The sequence below is a fragment of the Vibrio sp. Y51_MX_L26 genome (genome assembly GCF_024181935.1).
GTDB classification, from domain to species: Bacteria; Pseudomonadota; Gammaproteobacteria; order Enterobacterales; family Vibrionaceae; genus Vibrio; species Vibrio diabolicus.
Map to the genome: position 1 here is coordinate 13338 of NZ_JAMZAS010000020.1, position 17331 is coordinate 30668.

The following is a 17331-nucleotide window of genomic DNA, read 5'->3' on the forward strand; positions in this document are numbered from 1 at the left end:
CTTCAAGCAAAGGGATGGTGTAATGTTAAGAAAAGGTGATGTTAACCGCGCGATAAATGCATACTGGTGTGTTGTTGCAGGAAGTGAAATTTGGCTGGTGGATGGTGCTGTGCCTTTCGGGTCTGCAGAGCAGTTATCACTGCCTGAAGTGAGTGCAAGACCCATTGGTGAGTATTCTGGTTCGCCCGTCATGTGGCTTAATTTGTCTGATCTGGAGCATGATCTACCATTAGTCTCACTGCGCGACTGCCTGCATTTTCCTGAGCCATTATTTATGTTGTTAAGTAAAGCGGTCCAGTATGGGCATATGACGCAAAGTCTGCGTTTTTGCCCACAGTGCGGTGGAAGAAACTTTCTTAATAATAACCAGTTAGCTATGCAGTGTGGCGAATGCCGTACTCTCCATTATCCTCGAATATTTCCGTGTATTATAGTTGCTGTGCGTAAAGAGAATCAGATCTTATTGGCTCAACATCCAAGGCATCGAAATGGTATGTATACCGTTATTGCCGGCTTCTTAGAAGTTGGTGAGACATTAGAAGAGTGTGTGGCTCGAGAAATTCATGAAGAAACAGGAATTCTCGTTAAAAATATTCGTTACTTTGGCAGCCAGCCTTGGGCTTTCCCATCGAGTATGATGATGGGGTTTTTAGCTGACTATGAATCGGGAGAGTTAAGTCCAGACTACACTGAGCTGTCTGATGCACAATGGTTTGGTATTGACGAGATGCCGCCTGTTGCGCCTAAAGGAACGATTGCAAGAGCGCTTATCGAACAAACGCTACAAGATATTGATTCTAATTATCTGATAAATAGATAAAAAAAACCCTCCGAGAGGGAGGGGGTAAGTAAGATGTCGTTATGAGATGCTGAGTACTGGGTACTCAGTTTATAATTGTAGTTTTCGCTAGCGAACAAATTTTTAACACTGATACCGATTGGGTGCAAATTAAGCATTGATTTAAAAGTTAATAACTTGATCCAGGTTGCAAAGCACACAGCTATTGGACTTAAATCAGTGATAGAATACCCCCTTTCACAGAAAGCCTAACAGTTGGAATTACGGAATGACTGAATTAAAAAATGATCGTTATCTGCGTGCGCTTTTAAAAGAGCCGGTAGATTACACGCCAGTATGGATGATGCGCCAGGCAGGTCGTTACCTACCAGAATACAAAGCGACTCGTGCAGAAGCGGGTGATTTCATGTCTTTGTGTCGAAATGCAGAATTAGCATCCGAAGTGACACTTCAACCATTACGCCGTTTTCCTCTTGATGCCGCGATCTTATTCTCGGACATCTTAACGATTCCAGATGCAATGGGGCTTGGTTTACGTTTTGCTGCGGGCGAAGGACCTGTTTTTGATAACCCAATTACATGCAAAGCTGACGTGGAAAAAATTGGTTTGCCAGATCCAGAAGGTGAACTGCAATATGTAATGAACGCAGTACGTCAGATCCGTAAAGACCTTAAGGGTGAAGTGCCGTTAATTGGCTTCTCTGGTAGCCCGTGGACTCTTGCTACGTACATGATCGAAGGTGGCAGTTCTAAAGCCTTCACCAAGATCAAGAAAATGATGTACGCGGAACCACAAACTCTGCACTTACTTCTAGATAAGCTGGCAGACAGCGTTATCGAGTACCTAAACGCGCAAATTAAAGCAGGCGCGCAGTCGGTAATGGTATTTGACACATGGGGTGGCGTGCTGACGCCTCGTGACTACAACCTGTTCTCACTGCAATACATGCACAAGATTGTAGATGGTCTGATTCGTGAAAACGATGGTCGTCGCGTGCCAGTCACACTGTTTACTAAGAATGGCGGTATGTGGCTTGAGCAAATCGCAGCAACGGGCTGTGATGCGGTTGGTCTAGACTGGACAATCAACATTGCAGACGCGAAAGCACGTATCGGTGATAAGGTGGCGCTGCAAGGTAACATGGACCCATCAATGCTTTACGCTTCGCCAGAGCGCATCCGTGAAGAAGTAGCGGATATCCTAGAAGGATTTGGTGATACGGGGACTGGTCATGTGTTCAACCTAGGCCATGGTATCCACTTGGATGTGCCGCCAGAAAACGCGGGCGTATTTGTGGAAGCGGTACACGAGCTATCTAAGCCATACCACAAGTAAGTTAGATTTTTTTGAAATCAAATGCCGGCATTCAGTGCCGGTATTTTTTACCTAAAACTCAAGGCCGTACAGCTCTGGTAGTATTTGGTCTACTATGATCTAATTACTACTCTAGCTGTACACTAGATGTTAAAGTTTAATATAAACAAACACTTATGATTTCGGGTTTTATGTTCTAATTTTCTTGTACAGATAAGCAAGCAATTAGATCATGGGTAACCTAAAGCATCGAGTGAACGCGTTTTTTAAGGTACGGCACGACGTCAGATTCAAACCAAGGATTCTTCTTTAGCCATAATGTATTGCGTGGAGACGGGTGAGGAAGCGGGATAAAGTCCGGTTCCCAATCCTGCCATTGTTGAACGGTTTGCGTTAGTGTCTTTGGTTTGTTGGTGAGATAGTACTGCTGCGAGTACTGACCAATTAGTAGAGTGAGCTCTATATTGGGCAGCTGCTCAAGAATCTTTTTATGCCAAGTGGGCGCACATTCTTTACGAGGCGGTAAATCACCAGAGTTCCCTTTGCCTGGATAACAGAATCCCATTGGGACAATGGCAATTTTATTTGGGTCGTAGAAAACGTCTTTGTCGATATCGAGCCATTGGCGTAATCGATCACCACTTGGGTCATTCCAAGGTATCGAGGTTTTGTGTACACGTGTGCCTGGGGCCTGACCGATGATTAGGATGCGTGCGTCTTTTGCGGCTTGTACGACAGGGTTTGCACCCAAAGGTAAATTATCCGCGCAAATCTGACAGGCCCTCACTTGCTGCAATAGCTCGTCTAACGACATTCTTAGTAACCCTTTTCGAAATCCACTTGATAATTTAATGAAAACCCATCGCGCCAGCGTAGATAGTTGTCAGCAAAAATCTCGATGACTTGCTCGGGAAAACTCAGCGCAGCAATGTGTGGAGTGATGGTGACTTGCGGAAGTTTCCAAAACGGATGTTCTACCGATAGCGGTTCTTGCTCAAACACATCTAAGAAGGCGTGTTCTACCCAACGGTTTTTCAGAGCGAAGAGCAACCCTGCCTCATCCAGTACGTCGCCGCGACCCACGTTGAATAATAACGCCTTGTTTAGATGGCTGAGTGTTTGACGATTAAGTAACTGTTGCGTCTCCGGTGTACTTGGTAGGGTATTCACAACAATGTCGGCTTGTTCAAATGCCTTACTTAGTTCACTGATATGAAAGGTCTGATTAAATTCACCACCTGAGGTCGGAATACCTGTGCGGTTCATACCGATGGTTTTTATTCCCATTGCTTTAGCTGCGTTGCCCAAATAACACCCAATGCTACCAGTACCGAGAATCACCATGGTTTTACTTTGTAATGATGCATAGAGATGAGGCTGCCATCGTTTGTTTTGTTGTTGCTGGTGGTATCGGTTGAAGTGGCGGTAATGGGCAATACTGTACCCCAGCACATATTCGGCAATCAGTGGGCCAAAGATGCCTCGAACATTGGTCAGGGTGTAGTCCTGACGAAGGCTAGGGGATGTTAAGGCGTTGACACCAGCAAATGTGGATTGCACCCACTCAAGCTGTGAAAACTCGTCTAACCTTTGTGATAGTAATGGTGGATCCGCCAGTACGATCTGAGCTTCTTCAGGTTGGTCGGTGAGGCAAAGATCGGGCAGATTTTTCTCTGCCAGTAACGTTTCGTAGGTGTCACGATGCTCTGAGAGCAGGAAAATCTGATTTGAATGCGGCATTAACTTTTTTCCCTGTGATGAATCAAGTACACTTTCGCTGTTTTTTTCTTCAATGATTGAGTGACTATGCTTAAGAATCCTCTTCAGGTTCGTTTAGAAAAACTAGAACCTTGGCAACAAATTACCTTTATGGCGTGTCTGTGTGAACGCATGTATCCAAACTATGCGATGTTTTGTGAGAACACAGAATTTGCTGACCCGCGTGCTTACCGAGCGATTCTTGATAGTGTATGGGAAATTTTGACAGTTAAGAACGCGAAAATTAACTTCGAACGTCAATTAGAGAAGTTAGAAGAGTTGTTCCCAAGTGCGGATGAGTTCGATTTTTACGGGGTTTATCCAGCGATGGACGCGTGTCAGGGTTTGTCTACGTTACTGCATGGCCTATTGGACCGCGACTACCTTTTCGATTCAATGCTTAAAGTGAGCCAACAGTCGGTACAAACCGTTGCTGATCTAGAGCAAGCGCAAGGTGCAGAGCCAATCACCAACGACAATCAGAAAGAAAATGAAGCCGTATGTGAAGAATGGGACGTGCAGTGGGCTATTTTCCGTCCACTGCGTGAAGCGGTAGAGCGTGACATCAGCTTGATTAAAGATTTACGTGAAGAGTTACGTGAAGAAGGTGTGAGCAATATCGGTATCGCACTTTAGTCGTTGAGTAGATAGAAAAAGGCATCCTAAACGGATGCCTTTTTGTTTGCGACGTTTGAGCGGTTATGCCCAATGCTGATTACGATTCTTTAGAGTCTGGTTTTATCACTTCTTGAGTTTCTGGCTCCTTGTGATGCTTCTCCAGTTCTTCCTCTTCTTCATCGTCATCGCGGCTTTCGATTACGCCGTGCATTTCTTTCCAGCTTTCCCAGCGTTGGTAAGCCAGCTCTTGCATGTCGGTACTTTTATCTGCTTCATCGATGATTTCTTCACCCACGAGGTGTTCAAAAATATCCTCCAACGTCACCAAGCCTTGCACAGTACCGTATTCGTCAACGACAAGGGCTAGCTGTAGGCGATGAGTCATCATCTGGTCAAACACTTTCGGTAAAGTCGTGTTGTTTAGCACCACTTGAATCGGGCGCATGATTGCTCCCAGTTGTTTCTGTCCACAACCTGATTGTTGGAGTTTGAACAACTCAAGGCGGTGCACAAAACCAATGATGTTGTCTTTCTGCTCGCTATAAACCAATGGGCGGGAGAAAGGTGTATCCTTGTGTTTTTCTAGGAACTCATTGATGGTCATCGTGGCATCAATACGGAATACCACAGGACGTGGCGTCATAACCTGAGTTACAGGTACATCTTGGATGCCAAGCAAGTTGCTTAATATTTTTGATTCACCCTCGGCAAATTCACCGCTTTCACGTGCCAGAATCGCCATTGCAGACAGTTCATCACGCATTTTCGGAGCTTCGTGGTTACGAGCAAGACGCTTGGTGATTTGCTCTGAAAACCATACGAATGGTGTTAGCGCCCATACCATCCAGCGTAATGCGACTGCCGCGGTTGGCGCCAATTGACGCCAGTAAGTTGCGCCAATTGTTTTCGGTACGATCTCTGAAAGCACCAAGATCGCCAGTGTGAGCACTGCCGAAAAGATACCTAACGCTTCGCTACCAAATACCACCGCAGCTTGTGCACCAGCAGTGGCCGCGCCGATGGTATGAGCGATGGTATTTAGAGTTAGAATGGATGCCAATGGTCGGTCGATATCTGATTTTAGCTTAGCCAGTTGCCCAGCTGCGGGATGCCCCTGTTGATTGAGCTGCGCAATGTAGCTCGGACTGATACTCAGCAGTACCGCCTCCAGCACCGAACAGATAAACGAAATGCCGATTGCAATAGAGATATAAATGGATAACAGCAGCATAGTTGCCCTTGAATGTAGTTTGATAGTGGTTATTTGCAGCTATTATAACCGCAAAAGTGCCTTATAAATTGGTCCAAATACCTTGGAAAGCAAGGGTTTTCAGGGGGTATGTGGTAACAAATTGTGAGTTATTACTCATATTATGGCTAAAAGTACGTCAGAAAATCGAAAGATCGCTTACAAACCTTTGCCAGATGGGGCATTTATGTTTTAGAGTGAGACGAATTCGATAACCTATGAGAAGGGAAACCTAATGAACAAGACCCAATTAATCGACTTTATCGCAGAGAAAGCAGACCTATCAAAAGCACAAGCAAAAGCTGCTCTTGAAGCGACTCTTGATGGTGTAACTGGTGCACTTAAAGAGGGTGACCAAGTTCAACTAATTGGTTTTGGTACATTCAAAGTAAACCACCGCGCTGCACGTACTGGTCGTAACCCTAAGACTGGTGACGAGATTCAAATCGCAGCAGCTAACGTACCTGCATTCGTAGCAGGTAAAGCGCTGAAAGAATCAGTAAACTAAGTTAGAATGCACCGAGGTATCCTGCCTCGGTGCAACTTCATGAAAAAACATCTACTCGCTTCACTTCTCTTATCTAGTTTTACCCTTTTTGGCTGTTCGTCGGTTGAAACTCCTAATTTAGAACAATTCACTCACTTCTCTGGCGGCAAAGTTGCTGGAGACGCAAGTAGCTTGTACTGGATGACCGAGAAACTCACTCGCGTGAGTACGGCTGCTGATTACGTAACGATGGGGGATAATGGCTGGTTTCAAAGTGACTACCGTTGGGATGAAGGTGAGCTTCGAGAGTTGATTCGAAAAGGTGAGCAAGTTGATACCAAGCAAGAGTTGGTGCCTTTTCAAATCCACATCCGTTTTAATAAAGATGGCGAAGCGGTTTACCAACAATATCGCGTTAATCGTAAAGTCTTACCACTTCAGCATGAACAATTAGAACGTTACAAGACAGAAGCGAATGATGTAGTCGCGTCGGTTAAGGCGCAGTCTCGTAACAGTCAGAGCCTCATTCAAGGTTATTGGAATGGCCAATCGTTTGAAACCTGCAAAGGTAAAGCGTTCTCGACACTCGAGTTTAATCAGACGTTGCCAAAATTTATTATCGAGCGTCTCTCATCTGTAGACAGTTACGTGGCTTTTGTCGGCAAGCAGTCACGAAATAAAGCAACGGTTGATGAACTGTTGATGCTCAATGATGATGACTTTGATTGTGTACCACGACCAGCATTACTCGCTGAGTAAGCTTGGTGAGACTTACTAACAGACAGAGTAATAAAAAAGGCGCTGAATGCGCCTTTTGTTTTTTAGCCAACTTAAGTTGTTTTTATTTTTCTTGCTCACGTGCAATCGCACGGTAGCCGATGTCACTGCGATGGAACATGCCGTCCCAACTGATCTGTTTCGCAAGCTCGTAAGCGCGTTGCTGCGCTTCTGATACGCTGTTGCCCAATGCAGTTGCACACAATACGCGACCACCATTTGTCACGATGTCGCCATCTTTATTGTCTGTACCCGCGTGGAAGACTTTCTCGCCTTCAATTTCAACGTGTGGCAGACCAGAGATCACATCGCCTTTGTTGTACGCTGCTGGGTAACCACCGGCTGCGAGTACGATACCAATCGATGCGCGCGGATCCCATTTAGATTCCTCTTGATCAAGCTTCTCGTCGATTGCAGCTAAGCATAGATCAACCAGATCTGACTCCATGCGCATCATGATTGGTTGTGTCTCTGGATCACCGAATCGGCAGTTGTACTCGATCACTTTCGGCGTACCATCTTTGTCGATCATCAGACCCGCGTATAGGAAACCTGTGTATGGGTTACCTTCAGAAGCCATGCCACGTACCGTTGGGTAAATGACTTCTTCCATGATGCGGTTGTGAATTTCTGGTGTTACCACAGGAGCTGGCGAGTACGCGCCCATGCCACCAGTGTTAGGACCTGTATCTTTGTCACCGACACGTTTGTGATCTTGGCTGGTGGCCATTGGCAGAACGTTCTCGCCATCGACCATCACGATGAAGCTTGCTTCTTCACCATCTAGGAACTCTTCGATAACTACACGACTACCAGCATCACCAAATGCGTTGCCCGCTAGCATGTCTTTGATTGCGTCTTCCGCTTCTTCTAGCGTCATTGCCACAATCACGCCTTTACCAGCCGCAAGGCCGTCGGCTTTCACCACAATCGGCGCACCTTGTTCACGCACGTAAGCAAGCGCTGGTTCAATTTCTGTAAAGTTTGCGTATGCACCGGTTGGGATTTGGTGACGAGCAAGGAAGTCTTTAGTAAACGCTTTAGAGCCTTCAAGCTGCGCTGCGGCTTGTGTAGGGCCAAAGATTGGTAAGCCCGCTTCGCGGAACGCATCAACCACACCAATAACCAATGGTGCTTCTGGGCCAACGATAGTCAGTTCAATCGCCTTCTCTTTGGCGAAAGCAACAAGGCCAGCGATGTCTTCTACATCGATGTTTACGTTCTCTAGTTTTGGCTCTAGTGCTGTACCTGCGTTGCCTGGAGCAATGAAAATAGTCTCAACATTTGGGTTTTGCGCTGCTTTCCAGCCTAGCGCATGTTCACGACCGCCTGAACCAATGATTAAAACTCGCATATGAAAATCCTTAATCTTATAAATACTGTTTACTCAAAGTAGTTGGTGATGTAGCTAGGCAACAATTGAGCCCATCCCCGGGAGCATAGCCCGCTATGTGACCGGGGTGGGCGAAAGCAGCTAACGACGCCACAGTGCCAAATACGAAGAGGAAATTAGTGGCGGAAGTGACGCATACCGGTAAAGATCATCGCCATGCCGTGTTCGTCTGCCGCTGCGATAACTTCGTCATCACGCATAGAACCACCTGGTTGGATCACACACTTGATGCCCGCTTCTGCAGCCGCGTCGATGCCGTCACGGAATGGGAAGAATGCATCTGATGCCATTACACAACCTTCAACCTGTAGACCTTCGTCTGCAGCTTTGATGCCTGCGATTTTCGCGGAGTAAACGCGGCTCATTTGGCCTGCGCCTACACCGATAGTCATGTCGCCTTTCGAGTAAACGATCGCGTTAGATTTCACGTATTTCGCTACTTTCCAGCAAAACAGTGCATCTTTCAGCTCTTCTTCTGTTGGCTGGCGCTTAGAAACCACTTTTAGATCGTCTAGGCTCACCATGCCTTGGTCACGGTCTTGAACCAGTAGACCGCCATTCACGCGTTTCACGTCAAAGCCAGTTGTCTTAGTTGTCCATTCGCCACACTCAAGTAGACGCACGTTCTTCTTCGCTGCAACCACTTCAATCGCTTCAGCAGAAACAGAAGGTGCGATGATCACTTCAACGAATTGACGCTCAACAATAGCGGCTGCTGTTTCAGCATCTAGCTCTTGGTTGAATGCAATGATGCCGCCGAATGCAGATGTTGGGTCAGTTTGGTAAGCGCGGTTGTACGCTTCTAGAATGTCCTTACCTAGAGCTACACCACATGGGTTCGCGTGTTTTACGATCACACATGCTGGCTCGTTGAACTCTTTCACACACTCAAGTGCGGCGTCCGTGTCTGCGATGTTGTTGTAAGAAAGAGCTTTACCTTGGATTTGGCGAGCAGTAGAAACAGACGCTTCTTGTGGATTGGCTTCCACGTAGAAAGCTGCGGCTTGGTGGCTGTTCTCACCGTAGCGCATGTCTTGCTTCTTCTCGAATTGCTGATTGAAAGTACGTGGGAATTTAGACTCTTCATCACCTTCTTTGTTCTCACCGTAAGATGGAACCATGGTGCCGAAGTAGTTTGCGATCATGCCATCGTAAGCCGCAGTGTGTTCAAATGCTGCGATAGCAAGGTCGAAACGAGTCTCTAGTGTTAGAGATTTCTCGTTCTCGTCCATTTCAGCGATAACGCGGTCGTAATCATGAGCGTTCACAATGATAGTCACGTCTTTGTGGTTTTTCGCTGCAGAGCGAACCATCGTTGGGCCGCCGATATCGATGTTTTCAACCGCGTCAGCTAGTGTACAGCCTTCTTTTGCAACGGTTTCTGCGAATGGGTATAGGTTAACAACGACCATGTCGATTGGATTGATGCCATGTTTTGCCATCACGTCGTCATCTTGACCACGACGACCAAGCACACCACCGTGAACTTTCGGGTGAAGCGTTTTAACGCGGCCGTCCATCATTTCTGGGAAACCTGTGTAGTCAGAGACTTCTGTTACTGCGATGCCTTGTTCGGCAAGTAGGCGTGCTGTACCACCAGTAGATAGGATATCGACACCGCGCTCAGCAAGAGCTTGTGCAAACTCAACAATACCTGTTTTGTCTGATACGCTGATAAGCGCACGGCGAATAGGACGAGCGTTATTCATGCTTCCATTTTCCTCAAATTCACGGAGTTAAAGATGTTTGCCAAAAATGAACTTGTTTTTACCTCTTGGGGTAAAATATTGGCCAGTTTTGGTAAAGACCTTTGCCGGATGTTTTCTGGTTAGAAAACAGTCTCCACATTTGATGGCGCGTATTCTAACCAATTTATTACAAAAAAGCTCGCGCAATCGTTTGGCATCTCAAAAATAATTGTGAAAAAGAGGTTCTTTAGCTTTAAAAGTAACGAGATAGTTAATAGGGAGAGTTATGTTTCAGATAGGTGAACTGGCAAAACGTTGTGGTGTGACGGCAGATACGCTGCGTTTTTATGAGAAAAACGCGCTGATAAAGCCCGCAGGTCGAAGTGAATCAGGTTATCGTCTCTATAATGAAGAGAATCAAAAGCAGGTACACTTCATCCTTAAAGGTAAAGAGCTGGGCCTGAGCTTGGATGAGATTAAAGAGCTACTAGAAATCAAACTAGAAGCGACAGAACACAGCTGTGCAGAGGTTAAAGCTATTACTTCTGCTAAGTTAGAGCTGATTGATGGAAAAATTAACGAGCTAACGAAAATTCGCCGAGCTTTGAAGAAGATTAATGATGCTTGCTGTGGTCATACGGACGATGATGCTACTCATTGTTCTATCCTTGCAGCACTTGAGTAGTCTCATTTCTGCATCACTTAACTTAAGTTTGCATTTTTGGCGGCTTGCTTTTCTAGGTGCACGCCGTTTTCCCACCTATAATCTCGCCTTTAGTTACCTGTAGGAATTGACCATTGTTTGATTCCTGCCGTAGCGCTGTCTGTAGATACGAGAGTTTTCATACATGGTTGGAGTCTATTTTCAAATCAATGACTGGGTTTTAAGCGTTGATGAAAATAAGCTGTATCGACAAGATAGGGAAGTTACTGTTGAGCCACGCTTAATTAATCTTCTGCATTTCCTAGCGGAGCATGCGAATGAGGTGTTCAATCGTGAGGAATTGATCCAATACGTTTGGGCAGGGGCGATTGTGACCGATCAAGTGGTGACTCAGTCCATTTTTGAGTTGCGTAAATTACTGCGGGACGGTCGGGAAGAAAATACCAGCTACGTCATTACAGTGCCGAAACGTGGTTACAAGCTGGTGGCGAATGTGACCCCAATGACACTCGAGGAATTCCTCGCAAGTCGTCATTGTGATTCAGAAACTCTTCCTCCTATTGTTGAAGAATCAGAAGAAGATACTCTACCTATCGCACCTGCCGTCACCTTTCCTGCTGGCCCTCTGACTCGCGCGGTCTGTGAGATGTCTAAAGAGAAAAAGGCCCCTCAGAAAAAAAATAAAATCAGTCCGTGGCGCCTGGGGATCATGAACTTCATCTGGATCAGTGTCTTGGTTGTGGTGATGGGCGTGTTTACCTACAAGCAATCGGAAGTGCGTATTACTCAAGCCATCGATACTCACCTTATCGAATTCAAGTTTCAAGATAACTTCACGAGCGAAGGGTTAAGCTACGACTTGGCAGACGGGTTTGCCCAAAAGTTGATGTCCGACATTGCTCAAGTGAGCGATTACCGAGTCATGCTAAAGAAGGCGTCGTTTACTTCGGGTATTGTGCCGGGCAAATCGGTTGTGGTGCGGGTTCGTGAAAATGAGGGTGGTAGCTTTTTAGAGGTGGAATATCGCAATAACTCATCTGAAAAGGTGTTGTTTAGTCGTCAATACGCGTTAACCAGCAGCCATTTAAAGACAGTGCTTCAACAAGCGTCGTTAGACTTGATGCAAGTCCTGAAAGTACCGGATGCCAAGCTGAAATCCACGATGCTGGTGGCGGGAATGCCAATTAACCCAGATGCTGTGGAGCTGTTTGTTCAAGCTAACCATTATCTCAATGTCTCGGATGCCAAGCAGTTTCGCCAAGGCGTCAACTTGATGGAAAACATTTTAGAAATTGAGCCAGATAACGCTTACGTTCAGGCAGAGTTATTAATTGCTTACCACGTGCAGAAGGTGCTCGATTTTTCACAGGAGTTGAAGAAAGGGCGAGTGCAGCAGTTGAGTGACGCACTAGAAACTAACGTAAAAATGATGGTTGGGCCAATTCAACCGCGAATTTATGAAGCTTTGGCCCTGCACGAAACCATTATTGGTGACATGGCCTCAGCCAAGCAGCATCTTGGGCAGGCTTTGAGGTTACGTGATTCGGTGCTGTCTTATGTGATTCGTGGTAAGCACGCTGAATTGGATGGTGATCTGGATTTGGCCAGTGAGTCTTACAGCGAAGCTTTCTATATTGATACGTCGGTTGAGACGTACCTGCTGTGCGAAAACTTGGTCTTCCCAAGTAACATGAAGGCGATTGATTACGCCATGTATCGCGCTGTTCACCCTTCTGTCGTTCGAATGCTTTAATTCTCTCGCACTCAACGTCAGTCAAATACTAGCCCCTCATTTCGGTGAGGGGCTTTTTTGTAGCTGTCGAAAAGTGAAAAGGGTGGGCGGTGGGGTAATGACTTACGAAGGAGCCAGTAACGCAAGCTTGCAACGGGAAGACATATCCGGTTTTCTTCTCTATCTCTATCTCTATCTCTATCTCTATCTCTATCTCTATCTCTATTGATTGTATGGAGTGTCTGGCTGAGTTATGTGGCGAGAATGATTCTGATGCTTTCTTGCAGGCGAGATGAATATTGATGTGGGTCAAAAAGCGCGATCAGGGAGAGATTTATGGAATCAACAGGTTCAGGGAATCAACCCTTCGGGGCGGGGAAGTTGATAGAGGTTGATAACTTTTGCCGCGATTACCAACGAGTTGATGAGAGTTTATCTATCGGTAGAAGGTTTGATGTTTTTCTTATAACTGTATGAATAATATAGTTTTATGTTTTTGTGTTTATCATGTTTATCTCAACTTGATGTTGATTAACTAATCATTTTATTGATAACGCCAAGTTTATTTTTTTCCCGATTTTTGGGCGTAGTCTTCACTTCGAAATTTAGCGAGGTCGAGCAGGTATCTACTTCATAGCATCTCGCTAATAACCGTTCAGTTTGAGTCACGTTGACTTGAGTAGAATAGATTTGGAGATGTTATGTCATCGAATACGAAAAAAATCGGCCTAATTGCCTGTACGGGTGTAGTAGCCGGTAACATGATGGGTAGTGGTATTGCACTGTTACCTTCTAGCCTAGCTTCAGTAGGCTCTGTTTCAATTTTCAGTTGGCTGATCTGTTTGATCGGTGCTCTGAGCCTTGCGTTTGTTTACGCTCGTCTGGCAACCAAAAACCCACAAGAAGGTGGTCCTATCGCTTATGCTGGTGAAGTGTCTCCGGTATTTGGTTTCCAAACGGGCGTTCTTTATTACCACGCGAACTGGATTGGTAACCTGGCTATTGCCATTACAGGTGTTTCTTACCTTTCAGTATTCTTCCCTGTGCTTAATAACCCAATCCCAGCAGGTATTGCGACGATTGCATCGGTATGGATCTTCACTTTCGTTAACCTACTTGGTGGTAGCTGGGTAAGCCGTCTATGTACGCTTGGTCTTGTTCTAATCCTCATTCCTGTTGTTGGTACAGCGGCGTTTGGTTGGACGCACTTCGACACTGCGCTATACAGCCAAAACTGGAACGTATCTGCGGGTACGGATAGCCATGCGATTGTGACTGCGGTTCTTATCTGTCTATGGTCATTTGTTGGTGTGGAATCAGCAGCAGTATCGACAGGTATGGTAGAAAATCCTAAACGTACTGTACCGCTAGCAACCATGCTGGGTACTGGTATCGCAGGTGTGATTTACATCCTATCAACTCAAATGATCAGCGGCATGTTCCCTGCTTCTGAAGTTGCGGCATCAGGTGCGCCATTTGCACTAGCAACCACTGAGCTATTCGGTAGCTGGACTGCACCATTCGTATCAGCATTCACAGCACTAGCATGTTTCACTTCGCTAGGTTCTTGGATGATGCTGGTGGGCGAGGCTGGTAAACGTGCAGCAAGCGATGGCAACTTCCCTAAAATCTACGGCGAAACTGACAAAAACGGTGTGCCTAAGAAAGGTCTAATCCTTGCGTCAATCAAGATGACAGCATTAATGGTTGTACTGATGTTCTTCAGCTCTAAAACAGCACACGCATCAGACCTGTTCAACCAGCTAACGACTGATGCAGTTCTACTAACTATGCTGCCTTACTTCTACTCAAGCATTAACTTGATTCGCTTCGAAGGTATGACAACACGCAACGGCTTCGTAATGCTGTTCTCTGGTGTGGCTTGTCTGTTCTGCTTCATCGCACTAGCAGGTGCAGAGGGCGGTACGCTAACAGCAACCTTCATCGTGTCTCTCGTTATCTTGATGTTCTACAGCAAAAAAGCAGGTCTTGCTCAGTACGTGAAAATGCACGCTGACGACATGCCTGCCCAAGCAAGCAACTAATCCCCAAAACGCTGGCACTACGGTGCCAGCCCATAAAACCCAAATTCACGCGGCGCTCACCTTACTCATTGCCTGTAAATGGCAAAGAGCGCCCTCATTCGCCTTGGAGATGTCCAAATGAATATATTCGCTATCTTGAACCACATGGGTGTGTTCTTTAAAGAAGAGCCAGTTCGTCAACTTCACGCTGCTCTTGAGAAAGCGGGCTACGAAGTGGTTTACCCAGTAGATGATAAAGACTTGATCAAAATGATTGAGATGAACCCACGCATTTGCGGTGTGCTGTTCGACTGGGATAAATACTCACTAGAGCTATGTGAACGTATCAGCCAAATCAACGAAAAACTGCCTGTTCACGCATTTGCTAACGAACAGTCTACTCTCGATATTTCACTAACAGACCTACGTCTAAACGTGAGCTTCTTCGAGTACGCTTTAGGTATGGCTGACGACATCGCTATCAAAATCAACCAAGCGACTGAGGCATACAAAGATGCCATCATGCCTCCATTCACTAAAGCGCTATTCAAATACGTAGAAGAGGGTAAATACACCTTCTGTACTCCAGGTCACATGGGCGGTACTGCATTCCAGAAAAGCCCTGCTGGTAGCATCTTCTACGATTTTTACGGTCCAAACACATTTAAAGCGGACGTATCAATCTCAATGCCTGAACTAGGCTCTCTGCTAGACCACTCAGGTCCACATAAAGATGCAGAAGAATACATTGCACGTACATTCAATGCAGACAGCTCGTACATCGTAACGAACGGTACGTCTACATCGAACAAAATCGTTGGTATGTACTCAGCACCTGCGGGCAGCACAGTACTGATTGACCGTAACTGTCACAAATCTCTGACTCACCTAATGATGATGAGCGACGTTACTCCAATCTACTTCCGCCCAACCCGTAACGCATACGGCATCCTTGGTGGTATTCCACAAAGCGAATTCAGCCGAGATGTCATTGCAGAGAAAGTGGCGAAAACACCAGGTGCAACAGCGCCAAGTTACGCAGTAGTGACTAACTCAACTTACGATGGCTTGTTGTACAACACACAATTCATCAAAGAGTCGCTAGACTGTAAACACATCCACTTCGACAGTGCTTGGGTGCCTTACACTAACTTCAACCCAATTTACGAAGGTAAATGTGGTATGAGTGGTGAAGCGATGCCAGGCAAAGTGTTCTACGAAACACAATCAACACACAAACTGTTGGCAGCGTTCTCACAAGCTTCAATGATTCACGTGAAAGGTGACTTTGATAAAGAGTCTTTCAACGAAGCATTCATGATGCACACTTCAACTTCACCTCAGTACGGCATTGTGGCTTCTACTGAAACTGCAGCGGCAATGATGCGCGGCAACACTGGTAAGAAGTTGATGCAAGACTCTATCGATCGCGCAATCCGCTTCCGTAAAGAGATCAAACGTCTAGAAGCAGAAAGCGACAGCTGGTTCTTCGATGTATGGCAACCAGAAAACATCGATACCACAGAATGTTGGAAACTAGACCCTAGCGACACATGGCACGGCTTCAAGAACATGGATGACAACCACATGTATCTTGACCCAATCAAAGTAACGCTACTGACTCCAGGGATGAATAAAGAAGGCGAACTAGAAGAATCAGGTATTCCTGCTTCGCTGGTGGCTAAATTCCTAGACGAGCGCGGTATCGTGGTTGAGAAAACAGGCCCATACAACTTGTTGTTCCTATTCTCAATCGGTATCGACAAATCAAAAGCAATGCAATTGCTACGCGGTCTAACTGAATTTAAACGTGGCTACGACTTGAACCTAACCATCAAGAGCTTCCTACCTTCGCTATACAACGAAGACCCAAGCTTTTATGAAGGCATGCGCGTTCAAGAACTAGCACAAGCAATTCATGACCTAACTAAGAAATACAACCTACCTGAGCTAATGTACAAAGCGTTCGATGTTCTTCCAGAAATGAAAGTGACACCACACGCAGCATGGCAAGAAGAGCTTCGCGGTAACGTAGAAGAAATCAAACTGGAAGAAATGGTTGGCCGCGTAAGTGCGAACATGATCCTTCCTTATCCTCCAGGTGTGCCACTAGTACTTCCTGGTGAAATGGTGACTCAAGAGTCTCGCCCTGTGCTGGACTTCCTAGAGATGCTTTGTGAGATCGGTGCGCATTACCCAGGTTTCGAAACCGACATCCATGGTCTGTACCAACAAAAAGATGGTAGCTACACCGTAAAAGTATTGAAGAACTAAGTTCCTCTCGAAGATGACGCCATTGGGAATGCAAGCATGCTCCACTCTTACGAGCTCAATGTGTCATCGAACAACCACGACATTTAGATATACCCCTAGCTAATCTGTCGTAAAAGAGAAGGGCAAGGATGCTCTGATCTTTTCTTCTATATATAGAAGAAACACTTTTCCAAGACTTCACCTGAAGTACCCCAAATAAAAAGCAAAGACCAAAAGAGCAGTTCGTCATCGTTCTGCTCTTTTTTTTCGTCTTTATATCGATAGAAAGAGAAAAAAGAACCAAGAGAAATAAGATCAGCAACAGAAATCACAAAGAAACCGGCGATCTTTTAATGTAGAAGTAAGGTGTTTCATCATGAAAAGATCCTCTGCAACCCGAAATATTAGACAAGATCGTTGAGTATCTATGCAGAATGCTCGTTATTTGTGCGGTTGAAAGTTTTTTTGCAAAAAACGCTTGTACTAATTTCTCAACTCCCTATACTGCGCATCCACCGACACGGAGTGAGACGAAAGTCACACAGCGAGTCGGAAGTGAGAGAAAAAGAAATTT

General features: G+C 45.7%; 14 protein-coding genes. 9 read left to right on the top strand and 5 right to left on the bottom strand.

Annotated elements, in window-relative coordinates; all coding sequences use genetic code 11:
* Window positions 1–22: 22 nt before the first annotated feature.
* A complete protein-coding gene (gene nudC / locus NL645_RS22475) occupies window positions 23–820 on the top strand; it encodes an NAD(+) diphosphatase (RefSeq protein WP_006743187.1) in 798 nt (265 codons plus the stop codon).
* 247 nt (window positions 821–1067) lie between these two features.
* The gene (gene hemE, locus NL645_RS22480; RefSeq protein WP_006743188.1) at window positions 1068–2135 is read left to right on the top strand and encodes a uroporphyrinogen decarboxylase; all 1068 of its coding nucleotides are present in this window, start codon (window positions 1068–1070) and stop codon (window positions 2133–2135) included.
* A 220-nt stretch (window positions 2136–2355) separates the two neighbouring features.
* Here the strand turns inward: hemE and NL645_RS22485 are convergent, their stop codons facing one another.
* Together NL645_RS22485 and NL645_RS22490 are read right to left on the bottom strand one after the other, a co-directional pair.
* Window positions 2356–2928, bottom strand: coding sequence for a uracil-DNA glycosylase family protein (locus tag NL645_RS22485; protein WP_253652447.1), 573 nt, complete (start codon window positions 2926–2928; stop codon window positions 2356–2358).
* A 2-nt stretch (window positions 2929–2930) separates the two neighbouring features.
* Window positions 2931–3854 carry a D-2-hydroxyacid dehydrogenase gene (locus NL645_RS22490; RefSeq protein ID WP_253652448.1) on the bottom strand — a complete coding sequence of 308 codons (924 nt, stop codon included), beginning with the start codon at window positions 3852–3854 and terminating at the stop codon, window positions 2931–2933.
* Between the two features lie 66 nt (window positions 3855–3920).
* On the opposite strand from NL645_RS22490, the gene NL645_RS22495 reads away from it, so the two are divergent.
* Window positions 3921–4508 (top strand): YjaG family protein, encoded by a 588-nt coding sequence (locus NL645_RS22495; RefSeq protein ID WP_005382520.1) that lies wholly within the window; start codon window positions 3921–3923, stop codon window positions 4506–4508.
* A 79-nt stretch (window positions 4509–4587) separates the two neighbouring features.
* Here NL645_RS22495 and NL645_RS22500 read toward each other — a convergent pair whose 3' ends face one another.
* On the bottom strand, window positions 4588–5721 hold the full coding sequence (locus tag NL645_RS22500; protein WP_253652449.1) for a hemolysin family protein: 1134 nt from the start codon (window positions 5719–5721) through the stop codon (window positions 4588–4590).
* Between the two features lie 253 nt (window positions 5722–5974).
* Here NL645_RS22500 and hupA point away from each other — a divergent pair, with 253 nt between their 5' ends.
* Together hupA and NL645_RS22510 are read left to right on the top strand one after the other, a co-directional pair.
* Window positions 5975–6247 carry a nucleoid-associated protein HU-alpha gene (gene hupA, locus NL645_RS22505; RefSeq protein ID WP_005382524.1) on the top strand — a complete coding sequence of 91 codons (273 nt, stop codon included), beginning with the start codon at window positions 5975–5977 and terminating at the stop codon, window positions 6245–6247.
* Window positions 6248–6286: 39 nt separating this feature from the next.
* Entirely contained in the window at window positions 6287–6985 is a 699-nt protein-coding gene (locus NL645_RS22510) for a DUF1481 domain-containing protein (RefSeq protein WP_046874617.1), read from the top strand.
* A gap of 82 nt (window positions 6986–7067) precedes the next feature.
* Here NL645_RS22510 and purD read toward each other — a convergent pair whose 3' ends face one another.
* Together purD and purH are read right to left on the bottom strand one after the other, a co-directional pair.
* Window positions 7068–8357 (bottom strand): phosphoribosylamine--glycine ligase, encoded by a 1290-nt coding sequence (gene purD / locus NL645_RS22515; RefSeq protein ID WP_145533157.1) that lies wholly within the window; start codon window positions 8355–8357, stop codon window positions 7068–7070.
* A 155-nt stretch (window positions 8358–8512) separates the two neighbouring features.
* A complete protein-coding gene (gene purH, locus NL645_RS22520; RefSeq protein ID WP_225462389.1) occupies window positions 8513–10105 on the bottom strand; it encodes a bifunctional phosphoribosylaminoimidazolecarboxamide formyltransferase/IMP cyclohydrolase in 1593 nt (530 codons plus the stop codon).
* A gap of 265 nt (window positions 10106–10370) precedes the next feature.
* Here purH and zntR point away from each other — a divergent pair, with 265 nt between their 5' ends.
* From zntR to NL645_RS22540, 4 genes are all read left to right on the top strand, one after another.
* Window positions 10371–10769, top strand: a complete 399-nt coding sequence (gene zntR, locus NL645_RS22525; protein ID WP_005397290.1) for a Zn(2+)-responsive transcriptional regulator — start codon at window positions 10371–10373, stop codon at window positions 10767–10769.
* 163 nt (window positions 10770–10932) lie between these two features.
* Entirely contained in the window at window positions 10933–12501 is a 1569-nt protein-coding gene (cadC, locus tag NL645_RS22530) for a lysine decarboxylation/transport transcriptional activator CadC (RefSeq protein WP_253652450.1), read from the top strand.
* 680 nt (window positions 12502–13181) lie between these two features.
* Window positions 13182–14525, top strand: coding sequence for a cadaverine/lysine antiporter (gene cadB / locus NL645_RS22535; RefSeq protein WP_226422221.1), 1344 nt, complete (start codon window positions 13182–13184; stop codon window positions 14523–14525).
* Between the two features lie 117 nt (window positions 14526–14642).
* A complete protein-coding gene (locus tag NL645_RS22540; RefSeq protein ID WP_005481757.1) occupies window positions 14643–16778 on the top strand; it encodes a lysine decarboxylase CadA in 2136 nt (711 codons plus the stop codon).
* Window positions 16779–17331: the final 553 nt, after the last annotated feature.